The following is a 21,967-nucleotide window of genomic DNA, read 5'->3' on the forward strand; positions in this document are numbered from 1 at the left end:
AGCCGAAGCTGCCTTTGGAGTGTTGCCCGGGTGTTGATCAGGCCGGGGGCTTACTGCTCGACCGGGGGCTCGGTGAAGTTTGCACCGGCCAGGTTGGCCAGGTGAGCCACGGCGCGCTTGACTTCGGTATCGGTCAGGTCGGCGCCGCCACCACGGGCGGGCATCGCGCCCTTGCCATTGATCACCGAGGCGGTCAGGCCGTTGAAGCCCAGGCCCAGGCGAGGGCCCCAGGCACCGGCGTCGCCGGTCTTGGGTGCGCCAAGCGCGGCCGAGTCATGACAGGCGGCGCAGATCGACTTGTAGATCTGCTCGCCGGTGCGGCTGCCCGGGGCGATCTTGGAAACCTTGATCTCGAGCTTGGCGACCGGCTGGATCAGCTCGGCAGTCAGCTCGTGGTCGACGGAGCTCTTCTGGCCACAGCCGGCCAGCAGTGCGACTGCCGCCATGGCGACAACAGGCAGGGCGAAGCGGTTGGGCCGCTGGGCGGCGAGGTGGGCGCGATGTTCCGACATGCTGGATCCTTTGACTGGCGCAAGGCAAAGCAAAAAGGTGGAAAAATTCCCCAATCACAAAAAAACCGCCATTGAAGCGGTTCTGCTGAAGCGGTTGGCATGTGCAGCGCAACGCTCGGCGTGCCTGAACCTGCCTGCAGGATCGGCGGCACCGGAGCCCGCACAACCTGGCAACGGGGTAAAGACCCCGCAAACAGGGCGAGATTTTATCACCTAAGACCCTACGAGGCCAGCGCATGACCGCATGCGGTCATGCAGCAAACTTGCGCGCCGCAGGTGCGGACGCGACTCAGTCTTCTCCGCGATGGGAGATCGGAACGACGCGATTGCGGCCAAGCCGTTTGGCCTCGTAAATGCCTTCATCCGCTCGGCGCATGAAGGCCGAGGGCTTTTCTCCGGGCTGATATTCCGACACCCCGACGCTGACCGTGCACCGGATCACCGCACTGGACGACAGTTGGAGCGGGGTGGAGGCAAACATCTCGCACAATCGATTTGCAAGCTGGGTGGCCGCATCAAGCGAGGTGCCGGGCAACAGCACGGCAAATTCCTCGCCGCCGTAGCGAAAGGCCGAATCGGTGCTGCGTACGCACAGCAGGATGACCCGTGCCAGTGCCTGCAGCACGTGATCGCCTTCCAGGTGGCCGTGGGTATCGTTGAGCTGCTTGAAGTTGTCCGCATCCAGCAACAGCAGGGACAGCGGTTGGTGATAGCGGCTGGCGCGCTCGCATTCCGACTGCAGGTTGGAGAAGAAGTGGCGCGAGTTGTACAGGCCGGTCAGGGCATCGGTGATGCTGAGCAGGCGGTAGCGTTTTTCGCTGTCGCGCAGGGCCTGCTCGGCGCGCTTCTGCTCGGTGACGTCCTGCAAGGTCTCGATTGCGCCGACCGTGTGCCCCTCCGCATTCCGCAGCGGGGCGGCGGTGAAGAACAGCCAGCGCCCTTCGGTGCCGATTTCGGGAAAGAAGTCTTCCGCCTCGAAAGCGCCTTCGATCAGCTGCGAGCGCCGGAACTTGCCGTGATAGAAGCGATCGACGTCGCCTTCGAGTGCTCCCTCCAGGATCAGGTCGGCCAGCGTCGGCCGGGCGCTGGGGTAGAAGGCCTGCCATTGCAACTGGGTGCCGATCATTGCCTCGGCAGGGTGGCCGGACAGGCTGGCCAGCGCACGGTTCCAGTGCAGGATGCTGTGCTCGTGGTTGAGCACGAAAATCGGAATTGGGCACCGATCCACACCTTCTGCAAGCATGAAGCCCGCAGAGGCGCATACGCCGCCCTCCGTCTGAATGTCCGGAATCGAGACCTGGTCAGCCGGAGTTGTGCCAGGGTTTGTATACATCGTTGTAGTTATCTGCCCGCGAGGGCTACAACTATCCTCCCGGAATCGCCCGATTGCAAGTGAGGTTTTCTTGTGTGAGTGGGCCTAAACGCCGCGCGCAGCTTGGAAATGGGGGCTGGCGTCGGCACTCTTCTGGCGCACCGGATGGTGCGATGCACGATAAAACGCCAGAATACGTTCGACATAGGCGCGGGTCTCTGCGTACGGCGGGATGCCGCCATGACGATCGACAGCCCCCTCGCCAGCGTTGTAGGCCGCAGCGGCCAGCGCGACATCGCCCTCGAAGCGGTTCAGCAGCCAGCGCAGGTAGGCCAGGCCGCCGCGGATGTTCTGTTCGGGGTCAAGAATGTCGCGCACGCCGAACCGTGCCGCTGTCTCGGGGATCAATTGCATCAGCCCCTGCGCGTTCTTGGGCGAGCGTGCCAGGGCATCGAAGTTCGACTCGGTTCGGGCAATCGCCAACGCCAGTCCGGGGTCGATGCCAAACTTCGGTGCCAGGCGCTGGATCATCTGCGCATGGCTACGCCGTTCGGCTGACAGGGCGCGCACGAAGCGCTCTAGTACTTCTGGGGGAACGGCCTCGCCATTGTCGGCCAGTGCGGGTGCTTCGTCCGACAACATGCAGTCTGGTGGGGCGTCGCCAAAGGGGACATCCGGGCGCATGGCTTCCAGCAGCAGGCGTTCGGCGCGTGCATGGCCCTGGCGCGAGGCCATGGCCAGCAACGCGGGGGCCCGCTGGCGCTCTGCGTTCATCTTGCGGTTCTGCAACAGCAACCGCCCAAGCAGGAACTGGCCTTCGACACTGCCGTGCCGTGCGGCGGCGCAGTAGCGTGTGGCTGCAAGCTGCACCATGCCGCGCGTTTCGGCCCGATAGCCGTCCTCGATCAGGCGTGCCAGCACCGGGGGCTCGTCGGTCCATTCGGGTGCGCCTTCGGGGTTGGTGCCGCTGGCCTGGGCGGTCTGCAAGGCCAGCGCAAGGCTGCCCAGCGCCAGACATTGGCAAAGACGTCGCAGACCGGTTACAAGGGGCATGGTGCGTCACGCGGGGTGATAGATGGCGGAATTCTATCGAAAGCTGCTCATCGTCCTCGTGACGGGTGACCGCAACAACTGCATCGGATCCTGATCCGCACTGTGCGCCTGCATTGCTCAGGCGCGTCTGAACACCAGGCTGAAGTTGTTTGCCGGCATCGGGATCAACGCTTCCAGCCTCAGGCCGTGGCGCTCGGCTTCGATCTCGACCATTTCGACATCGCGCACACCGAAGCGCGGATCCAGGCTTTTCAGCCAGGCGTCAAAGTCCTCGTTGCTGGGCGCGGTATGGCCGCCATGACGGCGATAGGGACCGTAGCAGTACAGCACGCCACCCTGCGACAGGGTGCGAGCTGCACCGGCAAACAGGGCAGGCGTTGCCTCCCAGGGCGAGTAATGAATCATGTTGATGCAGACGATGGCATCGGCCTGGGTCACCGGCCAGCTGGGCTGCATCACGTCCAGCAACTGTGGGGGGCTGATGTTGCTTGCCTTCGCATGCTCGATCCAGGCCGCAATCGACGCCAGTCCGTGCGGATTCATCTCGGTGGGATGCCAGCGCACCTGCTCAAGCGCACGGGCGAAGTACACCGCATGTTCGCCCGTGCCGCTGCCGATCTCCAGCACGCTGGCGCCGGGCGCAATCAGCCGTTGCAGGATGGGCAGGATGTAGTCGCGGTTACGTTCGGTGGCGGGTGCGAACTGGCGCAGATCAGGCTTCATGCGTCGGGATGTGATTGGAGTGGCCGGACCCGCGACTGTAGCGGCAATGCCGCACCGGGCAAAGCCCGGCCGTGCCTGCCGGATCCGGCCTGTCCGGTGTCAGCGTCGGCCGGCCGCGGTGAACACCGTCAGCACGCCGGTGTAACCGTACAGCCGGTCATTGGCGATCTCGCCGCCGGCAAAGAAGCCGGCCAGCGGTACATCGCCGAGTACCGCCCGGATCGCCCGCAACTCGGCATTGGGTGAGCCGAAGTGAGGGCCGCCGCGGCCCACGCAGCTGACGTAGTGGGCGCCGGCCACATGCAGATCACGGCGCCCCAGGTCGGCCTGGATCTCGCGGGCGATGCGGCTGACATCGGCCAGGGCCACCGCCGGGTCGCGTCGGCAGAACGCCAGCTGCGACCCGGTCTGGACGGTGTCGCCGATGGCCAGCACACGGGCCCGCGGATCCAGCCCGACGATGTGGCGCACCAGGGTGTCGGTGCCGAAACGGCTGGCCGCGTGCGAGTCCGCCCCGTCATGGCCCGCGCTCAGGCCAACCAGCGTGGTCGACAGCGCCGAGGCCATGTCTTCGGTGGCCAGGTCGCTTGCCAGCCCCAGGTCCTGCAACACACAGGCCAGGGCCGGTACGCCATCCAGGGTGATCACGACGTTGTTCTCGGCCCGGGTGATGCGCCGGGTGGGGCCGATGGGCTGACAACCCTGTGTCACCCGCGACACGATGCCCACCCGCTCGTCGAACGCCACGCCGGACAAGCCACCGGTCAGCACCGCATCGGCAAACTGAACCGGGCTGCGACGCGCCGACGACAGGCCGCCAAACAGATAGCCGCTGCGCGTGCGTTCGGCCAGCTCCGGCAGCAGGTCCTGCAGATCGGGTGTGGTCGCGTCCGCATGGACCAATGCGGTATGGGCTGGAAAGGCGTCAGGTCGTAGCGGTTGGCGGCCGGAGAACAGGCGGAAGGCATCCTTGGGCAGCTCGGCCAGCATCAGCACGATGGCGGGCTGGTCGAAGTACTCGGTACCGCTGGCCGCAATGCCCTGGCCGACGGTACCAACCCAGTGCGTGTCGGGCAGACGGTGCTGCAACTGTGCCAGGATGTCATTGGCCGAGCGTGCAAAGGGGTCGGTGATGTAGCACCAGCCGAGTGTGTGCCTGGCCACCATGGCGGGTTTGGCAACAGCATGGGCCAGTTGTTCGAAACAGCGCGCCAGCGCGGCTTGCCAGTCGGCGTGGGCTGCGTGGGCGGAGATGAAGGAGGGTGAGGCCATGTTCGCGTACGCTCTTCAGCTTGGGGTCCGGGTTTGACATCGCGACGACCGAGGCGTTTAGTTCGAGTTGCGTCGGCGCGGGCGAAGTACGCCCCCGTCCTCGCCACTGGCCTGCCCGATGAGGGCGATTGAGCCGAATCAAGGCCCCGGGCAGGGGCCTCAAGGGATCATCATTGCCGACACGGATGTCGGGAGGGGATGCATGAATCAAAGTGTAGGCGTAGATGCCCGGCTTGGGGGCGGCATGTTGCAGCGGCGGCTGAAGGCCCTGCTCGAAGTGCTCGAACAAGGCCTGGTGGAGCGCGGCCGGGTCGTCCGGCTGGCCTTGCTGGGTGCGCTGGCAGGCGAGCACACCCTGCTCATCGGCCCGCCGGGCACGGCCAAGAGCGAACTGGCGCGGCGCCTGCATCGCGCCTTTGCCGGGGGCCAGTACTTTGAACGCCTGCTCACCCGCTTCACCGTGCCGGAAGAGCTGTTCGGGCCCTTGTCGATCAGCGCGCTCGAGGCCGACCGTTACGAGCGCCATACCGCCGGCTATCTGCCCGAGGCGACGATTGCCTTCATCGACGAGGTGTTCAAGGCCAATAGTGCGATCCTCAATGCCTTGCTGACGCTGCTCAACGAGCGCGAGTTCGACAACGGCGCGGTGCGCCTGCGCTGCCCCTTGATCAGCGTCATCGGCGCGACCAACACCGTGCCCGACGATGAAGTGGGCGAGGCCTTCTTCGACCGTTTCCTGCTGCGGCTGCAGGTCGAGCCGGTCAGCGCCCACGGTTTTGCCCGCTTGCTGCGCCTGCAGGCACCGCTCGACACCCCTTGCCCGGGGCTGGACGAGGTCGAGCTGCGGCAGCTGCAGGCCGCTGCGGCTGCGGTGACGCTGGGTGAGGACGCCCTCGCGCTGCTGGGCGAGCTGCGCGAGCACCTGCGCGCCGGGCAGGTGCATGTCTCCGACCGGCGCTGGGTCAAGATCGTCGGCCTGCTGCAGATGGCGGCCGCCAGCGACGGGCGCGACGAGATCGGGCGCTGGGACCTGTGGCTGCTGCCCTGGTGCCTGGCGGCCGATGCCGCCACCGCGAGCCAGATCGAGGACTGGCTGTGTGCCCGCCTGGGAATGGGGCCGGATGCCGAGCCCCTGCGACTGCTGCGGGTGGTGGAGGCCTTCGAGGCCCAGCTGGAGGCCGAACAGAACGCCAACGACCTCGATTACGACGAGTCCGGCCGCCTGCGCCTGGGCGAACACGAAGCGGCGATCGACGATGCGGTCACCGACGCCAAGGGGGGGCGCCACGCCCTGCGCATGCGCCACACCCGGCAGCGCCGCTATGGCCGGTTGCATGTCGAGGCGCGCTTGGTCCAGCTCGATGCGCTGCGCGACCAGATCACCGCCTATGCCGGGGTGCTCGCGGTGGAACGGCGTCTGCTGGCCGACCAACTGGGGGCCAGCCTGTGGGTCGATCCGGCCTTCGTGGCGCGTGCGGATGCGCAGTTGCAGGCCACGGCGGTCGAGCTGGCTTCATGGCAGGCGCGGTGCGCGCAGGCGCGCGCCGGTTTCGAGGCGCTGCCGCGCTTGCTCGGGCCCGACGGCCCGATTGACGGCGCCCGTCCGGCGCCCATCGAGGCGGCCGCGCGGGCTGAGGCCGGCTCTGCAGCACCGGCGAGACGTGCGGCGGGATGAAGCCGGCTGCGCCACCCCCTCGCCTGTTTGAAGCCCTCGAGGCGCCACTGCTGGCGCTCGACCCCTTGCCCCGTGGCCTGTGGTTGTGGACCCTGGTGCACTCCCACGGCCGTTGGCTGGATCGTCCGGCCGCACTCGAAACCTGGCGCCAGGCCCTGATTGCCGGCACCGTGCCATCACAGCCGGGCTGGCCCTCATCCGGGCTGGCGCATGCCATCACGGACATGCTGCAGCACCTGGGCTTGCCAGCCTTCTGCCACGGCAAGGCCGAGTTGGCCGAACAGGTCTTGCGTGCCTTGCTATGGCACCTGGACCTGATCCCCGACTACCGCGACCGCGGTGCCAGCCCCGAACGTGCACAGGCCATGGCGCTGGAGGCTTTTGCCGATGACTGGCGCGAGCGCACTGCCCTGGTCGATGCGCTGACCGAGGTGCTGGGCGATCTGGGCGAGCTCAAGAACATGCGCTGGGATGTGGTGCGCGGTCTGCTGCGCAGCGAGGGCTGGCAGGCCGCCGTGCGCATCCGCCGCCTGATCGAGGACCTGCCCGGCTTGTCCGCCTTGATTGCCGGCCTCGGGCGTGATCGAGACTGCACCGCCCAGGCGGAAGAGTCGAGCACCGGAAACCAGGCGCCCCAGCCCCTGCCGGTGCCGCGCATGGTGCAGCGCCGTCTGCGCGTGCCCGATCTGCCGGGCGAGACCCGCGGCGTGCAGCGCGCCGACCGGATTGCCCGCATGCTGCCCGCCGAGGCCATGCTGCTCGGCCATCCCCGGCTGCGTCTGGTGTGGCACGCCCGCCGCGCCGAGCGCACCCTGCTGTGCTACGAGGACGACGATTGTCTGCTCGAACCGCTCCCGCGTCCGCAGCCCGCCACGCTGCCGCAGCCTCGGCCGCGGCGCGAAATGGGGCCGATGATGATCTGCGTGGACACCTCGGCATCCATGCGCGGCGGTGCCGAAGCGGTCGCCAAGGCGGTGGTGCTGGAGGCCGCGCGCATCGCCCATGCGCAGCGTCGTGCCTGCCATGTGTACGCTTTTGGGGGGCCGGATGAGGTGGTCGAGCTGACGCTGGGCTTTGACAGTGCCGGCCTGACCCGGCTGGTGGACTTCATCGGCCAGGCTTTCCGCGGGGGGACCGACATCTGCCTGCCGCTGGAACGCGCGCTGGTCCGCCTGGGCGAGTCGGGCTGGCAACAGGCCGACCTGATGATTGCGTCCGACGGTGAGTTCGGTGCCACCCCCGCACTTGCCGCCGCGGTCCTGCAGGCCAAGACGACGCAGGGCCTGCGGGTGCAGGGGGTCCTGATCGGCGACCGCGAAACCGTCGGCCTCGCCGAGCTGGCCGACGACGTGTTCTGGGTGCGTGACTGGCGCCGCTTTGGCGGCTCCAGTGCGGCCTCGCCGGTGCACGACCGCCGGCTCACCGCGCTGTATTTCCCCGGTGCGCTGCGTTCGGCGCAGAACCGCGCCGCAACCCTGGATGGCGAGGCCGCCGCACGTGCGGTGCGCGCCGGCCGCAAGGAGTCAACCCCAACATGAGCACGACCCTCGAAACCGAACTGCTGGCCGGCCTGGCGCGTGTCGCCGCCCATCATCCACTGCCCCGCGTGCGGGCGCTGCACCTGCCACCGCTGGATGCACCCAACGACACCGCGCGCGACCGGGGCGAGTTCTGTGCGCTTGAACTCGAGGACGGCGCCCTCGGGCTGGCTTATGTCCTGCTCGACGACACCCTGGCCCGCTTGCATGCCGAAACGCCGGGGCTGGGGCTGGCCGGCAGCGATCCGCTGGTGCTTGCGCGGGCCGCGGTCGGCGGACAAGGGCTGGTGCGTACGCTCGGCCTGGCGGCGATCAACGCCCTGAGCCGCCATGTCTTCGACCGTGCCGGCTATGTCCCGCCGCGCAGCACCGACTCCATCGGCCAGGTCGATCCGCAGCCGGGCGAGCGCATTGGCATGGTCGGCTACTTCCGGCCGCTGGCAAAACGCATTGCCGAGGTCGGCGCCCGTCTGGTGGTGCTTGAGCTCGATGCCGCGCTGGTGGGTGAACATCCCGACTGTACCGTCACCCTCGATCCGGCGGCCCTTGGCAGCTGTCCCAAAGTGCTGTGTACCGCCTCCACCCTGATCAACGGCAGCCTGGAGCGCATGTTGAAGGCCGCCTCGTCGGCTCGCCACTTTGCGCTGATCGGGCCAGGGGCGGGTTGCCTGCCGGACGCCTTGTTCGCCCATGGGGTCACGCTGATGGGGGGCAACTGGATTGCCGATGGCCCGGCTTTTGTCGACGCCTTGCGTCGCGGCGAGGGCTGGAGCGGTCATGGCTGGAAGTTTGCCATCGAGCGCGGGCACTACCCCGGGCTGGACGCCTTGCTGGCGTGATGTTCCGCTGCCGACCCTGGATCTGGCGTCACCCCGGGTTTGGCGTTAGGGTCCACCGCCTGCCGCTGCCATGCGGCCCTGATTGATGGAGACCTCCGCAGTGAGCCAGCCCGATTCCAACCCGTTCCTGTTTCCGCCCACCATCCCCAGTGTGGCGATCGATGGCAGTACCGACCGCTTTCCCGTGCGGCGGGTGTATTGCATCGGCCGCAACTATGCCGACCACGCGCGTGAAATGGGGCATGACCCCGACCGCGAGCCGCCCTTCTTCTTCACCAAGCAGGCCGACAGCCTGCTGCCCGACGGTGCGCTGCTGCCGTATCCGGTGCAGACGCAGGATCTGCACCACGAGATCGAACTGGTGGTGGCGATCGGTCGCGGTGGCAGCAACATCGCCCCGGCTGCCGCGCTCGAGCACGTCTTCGGCTATGCCGTCGGGCTCGACATGACCCGGCGCGACCTGCAGGCCGAGGCCAAGCGCCTGGGGCGGCCGTGGGAAATCGGCAAGGCCTTCGATGGCGCCGCACCGTGCTCGGCCATCCTGCCGGCGGCGCGCATCGGCCATCCCGCGCAAGGCGCGATCTGGCTCGAGGTCAATGGTCAGCCGCGCCAGCGTGGCGATCTGGCCGACATGATCTGGCCGGTGGCCGAACTGGTCGCGCACATGTCGCGTTACTTCCGGCTCGAAGCCGGCGATCTGATCTACACCGGCACCCCGGCCGGCGTCGGCGCCGTCCAGGTTGGCGACCGTCTGCATGGCGGGGTGGATGGCGTTGCGACTCTCTCGGTGGAAATCGGCCCCCCGGTGTGACCGAATGCGTTTGTTCTACCCGTCGAGTGCACTACACTGACGCCTGCTCCTACGTACCGGCGCGTGTGACATGCGCCCGTCCTGCCTGTGCCCGCTGACTCCGCGATCTCCGCCTCCATGCCATCCTGCCGGCATTTGCTGGTCTCCTTCTCGCTGCTGATCCTGCCAGCACTTGTGCAGGGCCAGTGGCATGGAGACGAGCGCCTGGCAAGAAATCCGCTGGCCGCGGGGGCGACAGTGATGGGCATCGCTGGCTACACGCGGTGGCCGGAAGCGCCGCTGCCCCTGCGTATGTGTGTCATCGGTGACGGCGATCTGGCGGAATCCGTCAGGCTGCATGCAAACCGGGTGCAGTCCGAAACCCCATTGACGCTGCGTGAGCTCGATCCTGCCCGTCCCGATATTGCCGACTGTGACCTCGTCTATTTTGGCAACATGTCCGCCGAGACGGTCGAGGCGCTGCTGCGTCAGCTTGCCGGCAAGCCGGTGCTGACGCTGGGTGAAGGCGCCGAGTTCTGCTCCGATGGTGGCATGTTCTGCCTGGACGTCGTCGATGGGGAGATCCGATTCTCGGCCAATCTCGACGCCATCTCGCGCAGCACCTTGCGGGTCAATCCGCAGGTCCTGCGCATCTCCCGCCAGTTGCGTGGTCAGGGTGTCTGAACATGGCTCGCTCCACACTGTTTGCCGCGCTGCGTCAGACGTATTTTCGCTCGACACTCTTTGCCATCGTGCTGGGTGGCGTTGCCCTCGCGGCCGTTGCCTTCCTGGCATTGCGCGCGCAGGTTGAGGACAACCTGGACCGCATCGCCCGGACCGTGGCCTATTCGGTCGAGGCTGCGGTGCTGTTCGGCGACAAGCAGACCGCCGATGAAATCCTGAGCCAGATTGCAGTGCGCGAGGGGCTGGTCGAAGTCGCCGTTCGCCGGGTCGATGGCGAGACCTTCGCCTATGCGCGCAACGCATCGGGTGAACCCCTGCATCGCCTGGGCACGCAGATGGACGGCGCGTTTGTGTCCCACGGCGTGCGGGCCGAAGTGGTCAGCGGGCAGCAAGTGCTGGGCCGCGTCGAGTTGCGCGGTGATGGCAAGGTGTTCGTGGTTCTGTTCTTCCGTGTCCTCGGCGTATTGCTGCTCAGCCTGGGCTTGGCCGCACTGGTGGCCAAGGTGCTGGCCAGACGCACCGAGGGCCGTATCCTGGCGGAGCTCGATGCGCTTGCGGGCATGGCCCACACGCTGCGCCTCGACGGACAGTTCGAGCGCAGGCTGCCAACCTTCGAGATCGAAGAGTTCGACGCCCTGGGGCAGGACTTCAATGCCCTGCTGGCAGAAATCCAGCTGCGCAATGCCGAACTTGTCGATCGCCAACTGCGCCTCGAGCGCGCCAACCAGTCGCTGCAGCATCTGGCCGATCACGACAGCCTGACCGGCATGGCCAATCGTGCCCGTTTCGCCACCCTGCTGAAACAGGCACTGACGGAGGCGGCCGCATCGGGCTCGCACGTGGGCGTGCTGTACCTCGACAACGACCGTTTCAAGTCGATCAATGATCGCTTCGGTCATGCTGCCGGCGATGCCTTGCTGATCGATGTGGCGCGACGGATTCGCGGTGCGGTGCGCGAGAGCGATCTGGTGGCGCGTCTGGGCGGAGACGAGTTCGCGGTGCTGCTTGCGCCGTTGCGGGACGTTGGCGATGCGCAGCGGGTTGCCGACAAGATCCTTATGGCGATGACCCGTGGTCTGCGACTGGCCGACGGCGTCGATATCGAACTTGGCGTCAGTATCGGCATTGCCGTCTATCCCGATCATGCGAGCAGTGATGAATTGCTGCTGCAAGCGGCGGATCACGCCATGTACGAAGCCAAGCGCCTGGGGCGAGGGCGTGCCTGTACCTACTCGCCTGATGTACGAATGGAGCCGTGAAGATGAAACTGATTCGCTTGCTGATGGTTGTCGCGGCCTTGTTTGCTGCTGCCGGCTGCCAGAATTCACCGCCTTTGCGGGGCGGGCTGACTGAAGCACAGATTGCGGTCCTGGAACGCGTCGGCTTTGGCCAGACGGGGGACACCTGGAGCCTGGACCTGGACGGTCGCCTGCTGTTCGAAACGGATAACGCGGCCCTGACCCATCAGACCCGCGACATCATCGAGCGGGTGGCGCTGGCGCTGAAGTCGGTCGATATCGACCGGCTGACCGTCGAGGGGCATGCCGACAACACCGGAGATGCACGCTACAACCGTGAGCTGTCCCTGCGGCGTGCCGCGTCAGTGGCACGCGCCTTTACCGCCTATGGCATTCCTTACGACCATATCGTGGTGCGCGGGCGCGGCAGCGAGCGCCCGATTGCCGACAACGCCACGGCGGAGGGACGTGCCCAGAACCGGCGGGTGGTCCTGATCGTACCGGCTGGCTGATGGCCCGCGATTGGCGCGTCGGTGGCCTTCAGTCGGTCGCCTTGACCAGGTTGCGCGGTGTGCCCCCGACAAACAATTCGATATTCTCGATCAGCTGATCGGCCAGCGTCTGCTGGGCCTCGTCCGAGGCCCAGGCCACATGCGGGGTCAGGATCACGTTGCGGCGGGCGGCGGCCTGCAGCAGCGGATTGTCGTCGGCGGGTGGCTCGCCATCGGTGACGTCGAAGCCGGCGCCGCTGATCAAGCCTTCGTCCAGCGCCCGTACCAGGTCGGTTTCATTGACCAGACCGCCGCGTGCGGTGTTGATCAGCAAGGGTGTGCACGACATGGCGCGGAACTCGGCCATGCCGATCAGGTTGCGGGTGCTGGCGGTCAGCGGGCAATGCAGGCTCAGCACCGAACTGGTGGCCAGCACTTCGTCAAAGGCGGTGTAGCCCTCGGCGGGCGCGCAGCCCTTGCGCGCGGCGAACACCGGTTCCATGCCAAAGGCGCGGCCCAGCGCCGCCACCCGCTCGCCGAGCAGGCCTTTGCCGATGATGCCCAGCCGGGTGCCGCGCAGATCGCGGATCGGGTGGTTGAAAAAGCAGAACTGCGCTGCGCGCTGCCATTCACCGGCAAGCACATCCTCCCGGTAGGCGAGCAGATTGCGGCGCAGGGCCAGGATCAGCGCGAACACGTGTTCCGGCACGGTATCCACCGAATAGCCGCGGATATTGCATACCGCGATGTCCTGCGCCGCGCAGGCCGCCTTGTCCACACAATCGGTCCCGGTCGCGGCGACTGCCACCAGGCGCAGTGCGGGCAGTTGCGCCAGCAGTTCGGCCCGCAGCGGCACCTTGTTGGTGATGACGATGGTCGCGTCCGCCAGGCGTTCGAGCAACTGCGCCGGGGCCGTGCGCGGATGCTCCACCCAGTCGTGGGCAAAGGCCGGGCGGCGCAGCCGGATGTGCGGGGCCAGGGTATCGCGGTCGAGAAAGACGATCTTGTGCATGACGTTCGGCAAACGGAAAGGGGGCGGGGCGCCCGGGCGCCCCACAGGGTCAAGGTGGCGTCAGTGTAGCCCGCTTCATCCGCACCGGCTGCGTCGCGTCCGTCCCGCGTGGCCCCGGGGGGGAGTGTCCCCGGGGCCATCACCCCAGGTCCGTCTCCCCGGGTCCATCCGCTCAGGCCAGCAACCAGCCGCCTGCCGCGCAGCCCAGCACCACCAGCCAGGGCGGCACTTTCCAGGCCATCAGTGCCACCAGCGCCAGCAAGCCCAGGGCAAAATCCGCTGGGCGGTGGATTGCGCTGGTCCACACCGGGTCGTACAGCGCCGCCAGCAGCAGGCCGACCACCGCCGCGTTGATGCCGGTCAGCGCAGCGCGTACGCGCGGGCTGCGGCGCAAGGCCTCCCAGAACGGCAGGCAAGCCACCACCAGCAAGAAGGCCGGGGCAAAGATCGCCAGCAGACACACCATGCCGCCGATCCAGCCGCCGGGTGTCATCGCCGCGCCCAGGAAGGCGGCAAAGGTGAACAGCGGGCCGGGTACCGCCTGTGCCGCACCGTAGCCGGCCAGAAACACATCCTTGCCCACCCAGCCGGCATCGACCGTCTCGGCCTGCAGCAGCGGCAGCACCACATGGCCGCCACCAAACACCAGCGCGCCGGCACGGTAAAAGGCGTCGATCTGTGCCAGCGGGCCGTCGGGCAGGGCGGCAGCCACCAGCGGCAGGCCCAGCAGCAAGCCCAGGAACAGCACCAGGCAGACCACTGCCGCTGCGCGCCCCACCGGTATCGTCAGGGCGTCGTGGTGGCCGTCGTCGGTGGGCTTGAACGCGGCCAGCCCGATCAGCCCGGCCGCCACGATGATGCCGACCTGCGTCCACGCGCCGGGTACGGCCAGCACCACACAGGTTGCCACCGCCATCAGGCTCAGCCGCGGCGCGTCCGGGCACAGGCTGCGGCCCATGCCCCACACCGCTTGTGCCACCACCGCCACCGCCACCACCTTCAAGCCCTGCAGCAGACCCGCGGGCAGGGCGTCGCCCTGGCTGCCGATGCCGATGGCCAGCACGATCAAGGCGATGGCCGACGGCAGGGTGAACCCGGCCCAGGCCGCCAGCGCGCCGGAATAACCCGCCCGCGACAGCCCAAGCGCCAGGCCCACCTGACTGCTGGCCGGACCGGGCAGGAACTGGCACAGCGCCACCAGGTCGGCATAGCTGCGCTCGGACAGCCAGCGCCGACGGTTGACGAACTCGTCACGGAAGTAGGCCAGATGCGCAATCGGCCCGCCGAAGGACGTCAGCCCCAGGCGCAGGAAGATCAGGAAGACCGCCCACGGACTGTGGTCGGCAGCGGTGGCTGGGGTCGGCTGAGAGGCGGGCGCAGACATGGGGCGATCCTGTTGAGGGTCGGCACATGATAGCGAAGCAAGGTGACAGTCCGAAGCCGTGCCCCGCCATTCAGCCGCGCCGGGTGGGGCCGCATGGGGCCACACCGGCTCACGACTGCATCTGCCCGATCGTGCTGCGCAACCGGTGCAGCGCGAGCATGAAGAAGGCTGCACCGATGGCTATCATCATCAGCAGTTGCGGCCACACGATGTCCAGCCCGGCGCCGCGGAACAGGATGGACTGTGCCAGCGCCACGAAATGGGTGGTGGGGGCGAGCGACATCAGCCCCTGGATGATCTCCGGCATGCTCTCGCGCGGCGTCATCGAGCCGGACAGGATCTGCAGCGGCAGCAGCACCAGGATGGACATCAGCCCGAACTGCGGCATGCTGCGCGCCACCGTGCCCATGAAGATGCCGATCGAGGCCGCGGCAAACAGGTACAGCAGGCTGCACAGACCGAACAGCACCGCCGAGCCGGCAATGCTGACCCCGAGCAGGCCCTTGACCACCACCTGCAGCGAAAACGCCGACGCCACCAGCACCACCACGCCCATCGACCACACCTTGGACAGCATGATCTCCAGCGGGGTGACCGGCATCACCAGCAGGTGCTCCAGCGTGCCGTGCTCGCGCTCGCGAATCAGTGCCGCACCGGTCAGCAGGATGCCCAGCATGGTGATGTTGTTGATGATCGAGGCGATCGCGGTGAACCACGACGCCGACAGGTTGGGGTTGAACATTGCCCGCGTCACCAGCTCCACCTGCGGCGTGGCCGCCGGCCGGCCGCGCTGCACGAAGTCGCGGATCTCCTCGCCGACAATGTTCTGGATGTAGCCGGCGCCGGTTTGTGCCTGGCTCTGGCGGGTGGCATCCACGTTGAGCTGCAGCGCCGGGCTGCGGCCGGCCAGCACGTCGCGCTGGAAGTTGGGCGGAATGTCGAGCACAAAGGTGTGGCGACCGGCATCCAGGCCCTTGTCGATGTCGGCCAGACTGATCAGCTCCGGATCAATGAACTGCGGCGGGTGCAGTGCGGCGACGATGCGGGTGGATAGCTGCGAGGCATCTTCGTCCACCACCGCGATCGAGGCACGCTGCAGGGTTTCCGGGCGCGCGCGGGCGTCGGCGTAGATCGACGCGGTAAACATGAACACGATCAGCACCATCATCGCCACGTCGCCGCCCAGACTGCGGAATTCCTTCAGTCCCAGCGTCCAGGTATTGCGCAGCAGGGTCGTCGAGCGTGCCATGGGCTGTCTCCTAGGTCAGCGCGCCTGCTTTTGCAGCAGTGCGGCCGAGGCCAGGTTCAGCACCGGAATCGCCAGCAGCAGCGGCAGCAGCGAGCCGCCCAGGTCGGCAAAGCCCAGCGCCTTGGAGAAGGTGCCGCTGCTGATGGTGAAGAAATGGCTGGTCGGATACACCGCGCCGATCAGCGCCCCCGCACCTTCGAGCGAAGACACCGGATCCATCAGGCCGGAAAACTGGATGGCCGGCAGCAGGGTGCCGATCGCGGTGCCGGCAATGGCCGCCACCTGGCTGCTGGTCATCGTCGACACCAGCAGGCCCAGCCCGGTGGTGGCGGTGACGTACAGCGTGGCACCCAGCAGCAGCGTGGGCAGGCTGCCCTTGAACGGCACCTGGAACAAGGTCAGCGCCAGCCCGAACATCAGCACGAAGTTGAGCAGCGACAGGCCGATGTAGGGCAGTTGCTTGCCCAGCAGGAACTCCAGCCGCGTCACCGGCGTGGTGTAGACGTTGAGGATGGAGCCCAGCTCCTTCTCGCGCACCACGCCCAGCGCGGTCAGCATCGACGGAATGAACACCAGCATCAGCGGAATCATCAGCGGCACCATCGACACCAGGCTGCGCAACTCGGGGTTGTAGCGGTAGCGCACCTCGATGCTTGCGGCGCTGGCCGGCGCGTTGCCGGTGGCGGCGGTGGCGGCTTCGGCCAGCGTTTGCGCGTGCAGGCCGCCGACGTAGGCGCGTGCCAGTTCGGCGCGCATCGGCATCGAACCATCCACCCACACCGAGATCCGGGTGGGGGTGCCGCGCGCCAGGTCGCGGCCGAAGCCGGGCGGAATCTCCACTGCCATGGTCAGGGTGCCGGCCTGCATGCGGGCGTCCAGTTCGCCATGGCTGGCCAGCGGCGGCTGCTCGGCGAAATAGCGCGATCCGGCAATCCGCAGCGCATAGCTTTGGCTGGCCTGGGTCTGGTCGCGGTCGAGCAGGGCGTAGCTCAGGCGCTCGATGTCCATGTTGATGCCGTAGCCCATCACGATCATCAGCACGATGCTGCCCAGCATCGCCAGCGTCAGCCGGATCGGGTCGCGGCGCAGCTCCACTGCCTCCCGCGCGGAAAAGCTCAGCAAACGGCCCAGGCTGAAGGCCGGCGCGCGTGTCGTGGCGGCCGGCTGCACGCCTGTGGCGGATGGGCCGGGGGTGGGCTGGTGAGCCGCTTGGTGAGTCGCTTGGTAAGTCGGCTGGTGGGGAGGCTGGCGGCCGCCACCGGCCGCTTCCAGGTGGTGGATGAAGGCGTCTTCCAGGCTGCTGCAGCCGCAGGCGGCCACCAGTGCGTCCGGCGTGTCGCTGGCCAGGATACGGCCGGCATGCATCAGCGAGATGCGGTCGCAGCGCTGGGCCTCGTTCATGAAGTGGGTGGTGATGAAGATGGTCACCCCCTCGTCGCGCGACAGATCGATGATCAATTGCCAGAAGGCATCGCGCGCCACCGGGTCCACGCCCGAAGTGGGCTCGTCCAGGATCAGCACGTCTGGCCGGTGCAGCACCGCCACCGCCAGCTGCAGGCGTTGGCGCAGGCCCAGCGGCAGCGCGTCGGGCTTGGTGTCCATGACCGGCAGCAGGTCGAAGCGGCGTGCCAGCTCGTCGATGCGCGCCGCGCCGTCGGCGGCCGACAGGTCGAACAGGCGGGCATGCAGTTCCAGGTTGGCACGCACCGGCAGTTCGCCATACAGCGAGAACGCCTGCGACATGTAGCCCACCCGCCGGCGGGTGTCGATGTTGCGCGCATCCAGCACTTCGCCCAGCAACCTGGCCTCGCCCCGGGTGGGCGGCAGCAGGCCGGTGAGCATCTTCATCGTGGTCGATTTGCCGCAGCCGTTGGAGCCCAGAAAGCCGAAGATCTCGCCGCGGCGAACCTGCAGGCTGACATCGTCCACTGCCACAAAATCGCCAAAGCGCATCTGCAGGCCACGGGCCTCGATCACCACCTCGCCGCTGGTAAGTGCTGGTATGTCGAGGGCGTGGTGGCCCTGGCGGCGGCTTTCCGGCAGCAGCGCGAGAAAGGCGGCTTCCAGCGTGGTGGTGCCGGTCCGGGCACGCAGCTCGGCCGGGCTGCCGGTGGCCAGCACGCGGCCGCTGTCGACCGCCACCAGCCAGTCGTACTGCTCGGCCTCTTCCATGTAGGCGGTGGCCACCAGCACGCTCATGCCGGGGCGCTCGGCACGGATGCGCGCGATCAGCTCCCAGAACTGGCGGCGCGACAGCGGATCGACGCCGGTGGTGGGTTCGTCCAGGATCAGCAGGTCGGGGTCGTGGATCAGCGCGCAGCACAGCCCCAGCTTCTGCTTCATGCCGCCCGACAGCTTGTTGGCCGGCCGCTCGGCAAAGGCGGACATGCCGGTGGCGGCCAGCAGGGTGTCGATACGCTGCGCCCGCTCGGCGCGCGACTGGCCGAACAGGCGGCCAAAGAAGTCGATGTTTTCGAACACCGACAGCGTGGGGTACAGGTTCTTGCCCAGGCCCTGCGGCATGTAGGCGATGCGGGGGCAGACCGCATGGCGGTGGTGGCGGTCGGCCATGTCGCCGCCCAGCACCTCCACCCGGCCCTGCTGGATGCGGCGGGCACCGGCAATCAGCCCCAGCCAGGTGGATTTGCCCACCCCGTCCGGGCCGATGAAACCCACCATGCAGCCGGCGGGAATCTCCAGATCCACGCCATCGGCCGCCGCCACCGCGCCATAGCGGTGCTGCAGCCCGCTCAGGCGGGCCACGATGGCGGGGGCCGGCATGGCCGGCGGCGGGGTCTGGACGGGGTGTGTCACGGCAGCCTCGTCTGCAGCGCATCGGGCCAGGCGCGGCTGGCGTCGAGTCGCACATGGGCGATGCCGGGCAGGCCGGTCTTGACGTGTTCGGGGTAGCGCTGCAGCAGTTCGGGGTCGATGCGCGCCTTGACCCGGAACACCATCTTCTGGCGCTCGTTCTGGGTTTCCACCGTCTTCGGGGTGAACTGGGCGACGCTGGCCACGTACGACACCTGTGCCGGAATCACCAGATTGCGCGCAGCGTCGAGCACGATGCGCACCTCGCTGCCCAGCGCCACCCGGCCGGCCGCCATCTCGGGCAGGAAGAAGGTCATGTACACATCACCGATGTCGATCAGGCTGACGATCTTGCCGCCCGCCCCCACCACCTCGCCCGGCTGCACGATGCGGTATTGCACGCGGCCACCGCGCGGCGCGGTCAGCGTGGCATCGTCCAGCTCGGCCTGCAGCTGGGCCACGCTGGCCTGCGCGGCCTCGACCCCGGCGGCGGCCTGCGCCACCTGGGCTTCGGCCGCGGTGATGGCGGCGCGGGCGGCACTGATCTGGGCCTGGGCCACCGCCACCATGGCTTCGGCATTGCGCGCGCGGGCGCGGTCGTCATCCACCTGCTGCTCGGAGGTGGCACGGTCGGCCAGCAGGGTCTGCGAGCGTGCGCTGGTGCGGCGGGCGACCTCGAGTTCGGTGCGGCGCTGGGTCAGCACCGCCTCGGCCATCACCGCATCGGCACGGCGCTGGGCAACGAAGGCCAGCGCGCTTTCGCGGGCTGCGCGGGCACTGGCGGCCTGAGCCTGGGCCTGGGCAAGGCGGGCGGCCAGGGTCTGGGTGTCCAGGTGGGCGATCACCGCGCCCGGTTTCACGAAGTCGCCCTCGTTTACCAGGATGTCGGCCACCCGGCCGGCCGCCTTGGCCGCGACGTCGACCTCGGTGGCCTCGATGCGGCCATTGCCCTGCACAAAGCCCTCATCGACGGCCGCCGGGCGGGCAAAGGTCCATATCACGATACCGGCCACGACCACGCCTGCGACAAGCGCGCTGCGGCTGAGCCAGGTCTGGGTTCGGGGGTTCATTGCATCTCCTCGGAGTCAGGCTGGGGGCCGCCGCCCAGCGCCTTGTAAAGCTCGACGGTGGCGCTCATGCCGGCGCGCAGCAGCTGTACCCGTGCCTGCTCGGCGGCAAACTGGGCACGCTGTGCGTCCAGCACATCCAGGTAGCTGCTGGCGCCGCGCTCGTAGCGCAGGCTGGCCAGGCGGGCGCGTTCGGATTCGGCGCGCAGCAGTGCGTCCTGCTCGGCCAGCTGGCGGCTCAGCCAGTGGCGGCTGGCCAGGGCATCGGCCACTTCGCGGAAGGCGGTCTGTACGGTGGCTTCGTAATCCGCCACCGCGGCAATCTGGCGGGCTTCGGCCAGGTTCAGGTTGGCCCGCGTGCGGCCGCCGTCAAACAGGGGCATGCGCAGGCTGGGGGTAAAGCTCCAGCTGCCGCTGCCCGCCTGAAACAGGCCGTCCAGCCCGGCACTGGCGGTGCCGCCGGAGGCCGTCAGCACAATGTTGGGAAAGAACGCCGCGCGTGCCGCATGCACATTGGCCTGTGCCGCCGCCAGTCGCTGTTCGGCCGCGCGGATGTCCGGGCGGCGGGTGAGTAGCGCGGCCGGCAGGCCCGGGGCGATCTCCGCGTCCAGCCCTTGTCCGGTCAGGGGGCGTGGCGGCGGGGCGGCCAGCGGTGCGTGGCCGGTCAGCTGGGTCAGCAGGGTGTCGGCCTGCGCCGCCTGGCGCTGCAGCGCGGCCAGCTCGCTGCGGGTGGCCAGCAGCAGGGTTTCGACCTGGCGTTGTTCCAGCTCGCTATTGACGCCGACTTCCACCCGCCGGCGCATGATGCGGAAGGATTCCTCGCGGCTGGCCAGGGTCTGTTGCGCCAGCGCAATGCGCTCGTCCAGCTCTCGCGCCAGCAGGTAGGTGTTGGCAACTTGCGCGATCAGCGTGGTTTCGAACGCCCGGCGGGCTTCGTCGGTGGCCAGGTACTGTGCCAGCGCGGCCTCGTTCAGGCTGCGCACCCGGCCCCAGAAATCGATCTCGTAGGCCAGCAGATTGACGCCGGCACGGTATTGCCCGGCCACTGTGGTGCGTCCGCTGACGGTCAGGTCGGCCGGGGTGCGGCTGCGCGTGCCGCTGGCGCCCAGCTCGACCCCGGGGCGTGCGGCGGCGGTCTGGATGTCGTACAGCGCTGCCGCCTCGGCCACGCGTGCCAGCGCCAGCCGCAGGTTGCGGTTGTGCGCCAGCGCCGCGGCAAGGCTGGCCTGCAGGCGCGGGTCGGGAAACATGGCGTGCAGTGCCGGCAGGGCCGGGTCGGCAAGCGGGGTCGCGGCACCCTCAGTGGTGGCCGCGTACTGTGGCGGCAGGTCGGTGACCGGCGCCGGCGGCGGCGTGGTGGTGCAGCCGGCCAATGCCGAGACCAGTCCGATCAGCAAAAAGCGATGACGCATCATGGCGGTGTCCGTAAGCGGGTTCAGCCAGGTCGGGTTCAGCCAGGGCACATCCGTTCCGACTATTTCAACAGATGTTGGAAATATTCTAGGCCAGTCAGCCGCCGTGTGCGTCGCGGATCGCACGCTGTCTGATCTTGATCAAGTGCTGGCGGGGGCCGCGTTGAGCCTGCCTGGCCCGCGTGATACAACCGCAGCACCGTCACCCTTGCTGCGCCCCGCCGCCATCCCGCCGTGCCCAAGACGCCCGCCCCAGCCGCCACTGAATCCAGCCGCAGCCCCGGCCGGCCGCGCGGTCGCGACTCTGATTGTCGCCAGCGCCTGCTCGATGCGGCGCTGCAGGCTTTTGCCACCGGGGGGTATGACGCCACCAGCCTGCGCAAGGTGGCAGCAGGCGCCGCGTGCGATGTGTCGATGGTGGCGCACTATTTCGGCTCCAAGCTCGAACTGTGGCAAGCCATTGTCGACACCGTGGCCGCCCGCATCGAAGCCGATCGCGAGCCGCTGGCCGCGCGGCTGTACGCACCCGGCATCGACATCGACCAGCGTTTGCGCGCCGGTGTCGAGCACCTGTTCGACCAGATCGCCGCCCACCAGCAGTTTGCCCGCCTGATCCTGCGCGAACTGACCCAGGAGAGTGCACGCGCCCAGTATGTCGAGGACCGCCTGCTCAAGCCCAGCCTGGCGCTTTACGCCCCGCTGTGGTCCGAGGCGATGCAGGCCGGCGCGCTCGGCCCCATCGACCCGGTCATCGCCCACATGGCCATGACCGGCTCCATCGCCCTGCTGATCTCGTCGCTGGCCACCGTGTCACGCCTGGGCAACACCGACTATGACCTGCCGCGCCTGCGGGACGCGTTTTGTCAGTGTGTGCTGCGGCAGGTGGGGGCGGGGTGATGACTGCG

The 21,967-nt window shown here is 68.1% G+C and carries 20 protein-coding genes; 9 read left to right on the forward strand and 11 right to left on the reverse strand.

What is annotated here, in order from left to right; genetic code table 11:
- Positions 1-50: 50 nt before the first annotated feature.
- Complete coding sequence (locus DNK49_RS05245) at positions 51-512, reverse strand: c-type cytochrome (RefSeq protein ID WP_110523266.1); 462 nt, start codon at positions 510-512, stop codon at positions 51-53.
- On the opposite strand from DNK49_RS05245, the gene DNK49_RS23905 reads away from it, so the two are divergent.
- Positions 511-729, forward strand: coding sequence for a hypothetical protein (locus DNK49_RS23905; RefSeq protein ID WP_133255089.1), 219 nt, complete (start codon positions 511-513; stop codon positions 727-729). The genes DNK49_RS05245 and DNK49_RS23905 overlap by 2 nt on opposite strands.
- A gap of 72 nt (positions 730-801) precedes the next feature.
- Here the strand turns inward: DNK49_RS23905 and DNK49_RS05250 are convergent, their stop codons facing one another.
- From DNK49_RS05250 to DNK49_RS05265, 4 genes are all read right to left on the reverse strand, one after another.
- Entirely contained in the window at positions 802-1,740 is a 939-nt protein-coding gene (locus DNK49_RS05250) for a sensor domain-containing diguanylate cyclase (protein ID WP_168952943.1), read from the reverse strand.
- Positions 1,741-1,929: 189 nt separating this feature from the next.
- Entirely contained in the window at positions 1,930-2,877 is a 948-nt protein-coding gene (locus tag DNK49_RS05255) for a lytic transglycosylase domain-containing protein (RefSeq protein WP_110523268.1), read from the reverse strand.
- Positions 2,878-2,994: 117 nt separating this feature from the next.
- Positions 2,995-3,600: a DUF938 domain-containing protein gene (locus tag DNK49_RS05260; protein ID WP_110523269.1), complete on the reverse strand. Its 606-nt coding sequence runs from the start codon at positions 3,598-3,600 to the stop codon at positions 2,995-2,997.
- Positions 3,601-3,699: 99 nt separating this feature from the next.
- On the reverse strand, positions 3,700-4,872 hold the full coding sequence (locus DNK49_RS05265; protein WP_110523270.1) for an FIST signal transduction protein: 1,173 nt from the start codon (positions 4,870-4,872) through the stop codon (positions 3,700-3,702).
- A 202-nt stretch (positions 4,873-5,074) separates the two neighbouring features.
- Between DNK49_RS05265 and DNK49_RS05270 the strand changes: the two genes are divergently transcribed.
- From DNK49_RS05270 to yfiB, 7 genes are all read left to right on the forward strand, one after another.
- Positions 5,075-6,547, forward strand: coding sequence for an AAA family ATPase (locus DNK49_RS05270; protein ID WP_243632242.1), 1,473 nt, complete (start codon positions 5,075-5,077; stop codon positions 6,545-6,547).
- Complete coding sequence (locus DNK49_RS05275) at positions 6,544-8,085, forward strand: VWA domain-containing protein (RefSeq protein ID WP_110523272.1); 1,542 nt, start codon at positions 6,544-6,546, stop codon at positions 8,083-8,085. The genes DNK49_RS05270 and DNK49_RS05275 overlap by 4 nt, the downstream gene beginning before the upstream one ends.
- Positions 8,082-8,924 (forward strand): Rossmann-like domain-containing protein, encoded by an 843-nt coding sequence (locus DNK49_RS05280; protein WP_110523273.1) that lies wholly within the window; start codon positions 8,082-8,084, stop codon positions 8,922-8,924. The genes DNK49_RS05275 and DNK49_RS05280 overlap by 4 nt, the downstream gene beginning before the upstream one ends.
- A gap of 100 nt (positions 8,925-9,024) precedes the next feature.
- Positions 9,025-9,735, forward strand: coding sequence for a fumarylacetoacetate hydrolase family protein (locus tag DNK49_RS05285; protein ID WP_243632243.1), 711 nt, complete (start codon positions 9,025-9,027; stop codon positions 9,733-9,735).
- Between the two features lie 117 nt (positions 9,736-9,852).
- A complete protein-coding gene (yfiR, locus tag DNK49_RS05290) occupies positions 9,853-10,398 on the forward strand; it encodes a regulatory sequestration protein YfiR (protein ID WP_110523275.1) in 546 nt (181 codons plus the stop codon).
- Between the two features lie 2 nt (positions 10,399-10,400).
- Positions 10,401-11,657 carry a diguanylate cyclase DgcN/YfiN gene (dgcN, locus tag DNK49_RS05295; protein WP_110523276.1) on the forward strand — a complete coding sequence of 419 codons (1,257 nt, stop codon included), beginning with the start codon at positions 10,401-10,403 and terminating at the stop codon, positions 11,655-11,657.
- Positions 11,658-11,659: 2 nt separating this feature from the next.
- Positions 11,660-12,148: an outer membrane lipoprotein YfiB gene (gene yfiB, locus DNK49_RS05300; RefSeq protein WP_110523277.1), complete on the forward strand. Its 489-nt coding sequence runs from the start codon at positions 11,660-11,662 to the stop codon at positions 12,146-12,148.
- 28 nt (positions 12,149-12,176) lie between these two features.
- On the opposite strand, the gene DNK49_RS05305 is transcribed toward yfiB, so the two are convergent.
- The 6 genes from DNK49_RS05305 to DNK49_RS05330 all read right to left on the reverse strand — a co-directional run bounded on the left by DNK49_RS05305 (position 12,177) and on the right by DNK49_RS05330 (position 21,065).
- Positions 12,177-13,139, reverse strand: a complete 963-nt coding sequence (locus DNK49_RS05305; RefSeq protein ID WP_110523278.1) for a D-2-hydroxyacid dehydrogenase — start codon at positions 13,137-13,139, stop codon at positions 12,177-12,179.
- 172 nt (positions 13,140-13,311) lie between these two features.
- Entirely contained in the window at positions 13,312-14,523 is a 1,212-nt protein-coding gene (gene chrA / locus DNK49_RS05310; RefSeq protein WP_110523279.1) for a chromate efflux transporter, read from the reverse strand.
- 109 nt (positions 14,524-14,632) lie between these two features.
- Positions 14,633-15,772 carry an ABC-2 transporter permease gene (locus DNK49_RS05315; RefSeq protein ID WP_110523280.1) on the reverse strand — a complete coding sequence of 380 codons (1,140 nt, stop codon included), beginning with the start codon at positions 15,770-15,772 and terminating at the stop codon, positions 14,633-14,635.
- Positions 15,773-15,787: 15 nt separating this feature from the next.
- Positions 15,788-18,553 carry a ribosome-associated ATPase/putative transporter RbbA gene (gene rbbA / locus DNK49_RS05320; protein WP_110523316.1) on the reverse strand — a complete coding sequence of 922 codons (2,766 nt, stop codon included), beginning with the start codon at positions 18,551-18,553 and terminating at the stop codon, positions 15,788-15,790.
- A 29-nt stretch (positions 18,554-18,582) separates the two neighbouring features.
- The gene (locus DNK49_RS05325) at positions 18,583-19,653 is read right to left on the reverse strand and encodes an HlyD family secretion protein (protein WP_110523281.1); all 1,071 of its coding nucleotides are present in this window, start codon (positions 19,651-19,653) and stop codon (positions 18,583-18,585) included.
- A complete protein-coding gene (locus tag DNK49_RS05330) occupies positions 19,650-21,065 on the reverse strand; it encodes an efflux transporter outer membrane subunit (RefSeq protein ID WP_110523317.1) in 1,416 nt (471 codons plus the stop codon). Before DNK49_RS05330 ends, DNK49_RS05325 begins: the two co-directional genes overlap by 4 nt.
- A 231-nt stretch (positions 21,066-21,296) precedes the next feature.
- On the opposite strand from DNK49_RS05330, the gene DNK49_RS05335 reads away from it, so the two are divergent.
- Positions 21,297-21,959, forward strand: coding sequence for a TetR/AcrR family transcriptional regulator (locus tag DNK49_RS05335; protein ID WP_110523282.1), 663 nt, complete (start codon positions 21,297-21,299; stop codon positions 21,957-21,959).
- The last annotated feature ends 8 nt before the right edge of the window (positions 21,960-21,967 follow it).

The sequence above is a fragment of the Parazoarcus communis SWub3 = DSM 12120 genome (assembly GCF_003226565.1).
Taxonomy (GTDB): Bacteria; Pseudomonadota; Gammaproteobacteria; order Burkholderiales; family Rhodocyclaceae; genus Parazoarcus; species Parazoarcus communis.

Bases quoted from the DNA above. Each gene is read 5' to 3' on its own strand.
- yfiB (WP_110523277.1), top strand. From the start codon at position 11,660: ATGAAACTGATTCGCTTGCTGATGGTTGTCGCGGCCTTGTTTGCTGCT.
- DNK49_RS05280 (WP_110523273.1), top strand. From the start codon at position 8,082: ATGAGCACGACCCTCGAAACCGAACTGCTGGCCGGCCTGGCGCGTGTC.
- DNK49_RS05265 (WP_110523270.1), bottom strand. From the start codon at position 4,872: ATGGCCTCACCCTCCTTCATCTCCGCCCACGCAGCCCACGCCGACTGG.
- DNK49_RS05325 (WP_110523281.1), bottom strand. From the start codon at position 19,653: ATGAACCCCCGAACCCAGACCTGGCTCAGCCGCAGCGCGCTTGTCGCA.
- DNK49_RS05260 (WP_110523269.1), bottom strand. From the start codon at position 3,600: ATGAAGCCTGATCTGCGCCAGTTCGCACCCGCCACCGAACGTAACCGC.
- chrA (WP_110523279.1), bottom strand. From the start codon at position 14,523: ATGTCTGCGCCCGCCTCTCAGCCGACCCCAGCCACCGCTGCCGACCAC.
- yfiR (WP_110523275.1), top strand. From the start codon at position 9,853: ATGCCATCCTGCCGGCATTTGCTGGTCTCCTTCTCGCTGCTGATCCTG.
- dgcN (WP_110523276.1), top strand. From the start codon at position 10,401: ATGGCTCGCTCCACACTGTTTGCCGCGCTGCGTCAGACGTATTTTCGC.
- DNK49_RS05275 (WP_110523272.1), top strand. From the start codon at position 6,544: ATGAAGCCGGCTGCGCCACCCCCTCGCCTGTTTGAAGCCCTCGAGGCG.
- DNK49_RS05305 (WP_110523278.1), bottom strand. From the start codon at position 13,139: ATGCACAAGATCGTCTTTCTCGACCGCGATACCCTGGCCCCGCACATC.
- DNK49_RS05245 (WP_110523266.1), bottom strand. From the start codon at position 512: ATGTCGGAACATCGCGCCCACCTCGCCGCCCAGCGGCCCAACCGCTTC.
- DNK49_RS05315 (WP_110523280.1), bottom strand. From the start codon at position 15,772: ATGGCACGCTCGACGACCCTGCTGCGCAATACCTGGACGCTGGGACTG.
- rbbA (WP_110523316.1), bottom strand. From the start codon at position 18,553: ATGCCGGCCCCCGCCATCGTGGCCCGCCTGAGCGGGCTGCAGCACCGC.
- DNK49_RS23905 (WP_133255089.1), top strand. From the start codon at position 511: ATGCTGGATCCTTTGACTGGCGCAAGGCAAAGCAAAAAGGTGGAAAAA.
- DNK49_RS05255 (WP_110523268.1), bottom strand. From the start codon at position 2,877: ATGCCCCTTGTAACCGGTCTGCGACGTCTTTGCCAATGTCTGGCGCTG.
- DNK49_RS05270 (WP_243632242.1), top strand. From the start codon at position 5,075: ATGAATCAAAGTGTAGGCGTAGATGCCCGGCTTGGGGGCGGCATGTTG.
- DNK49_RS05330 (WP_110523317.1), bottom strand. From the start codon at position 21,065: ATGATGCGTCATCGCTTTTTGCTGATCGGACTGGTCTCGGCATTGGCC.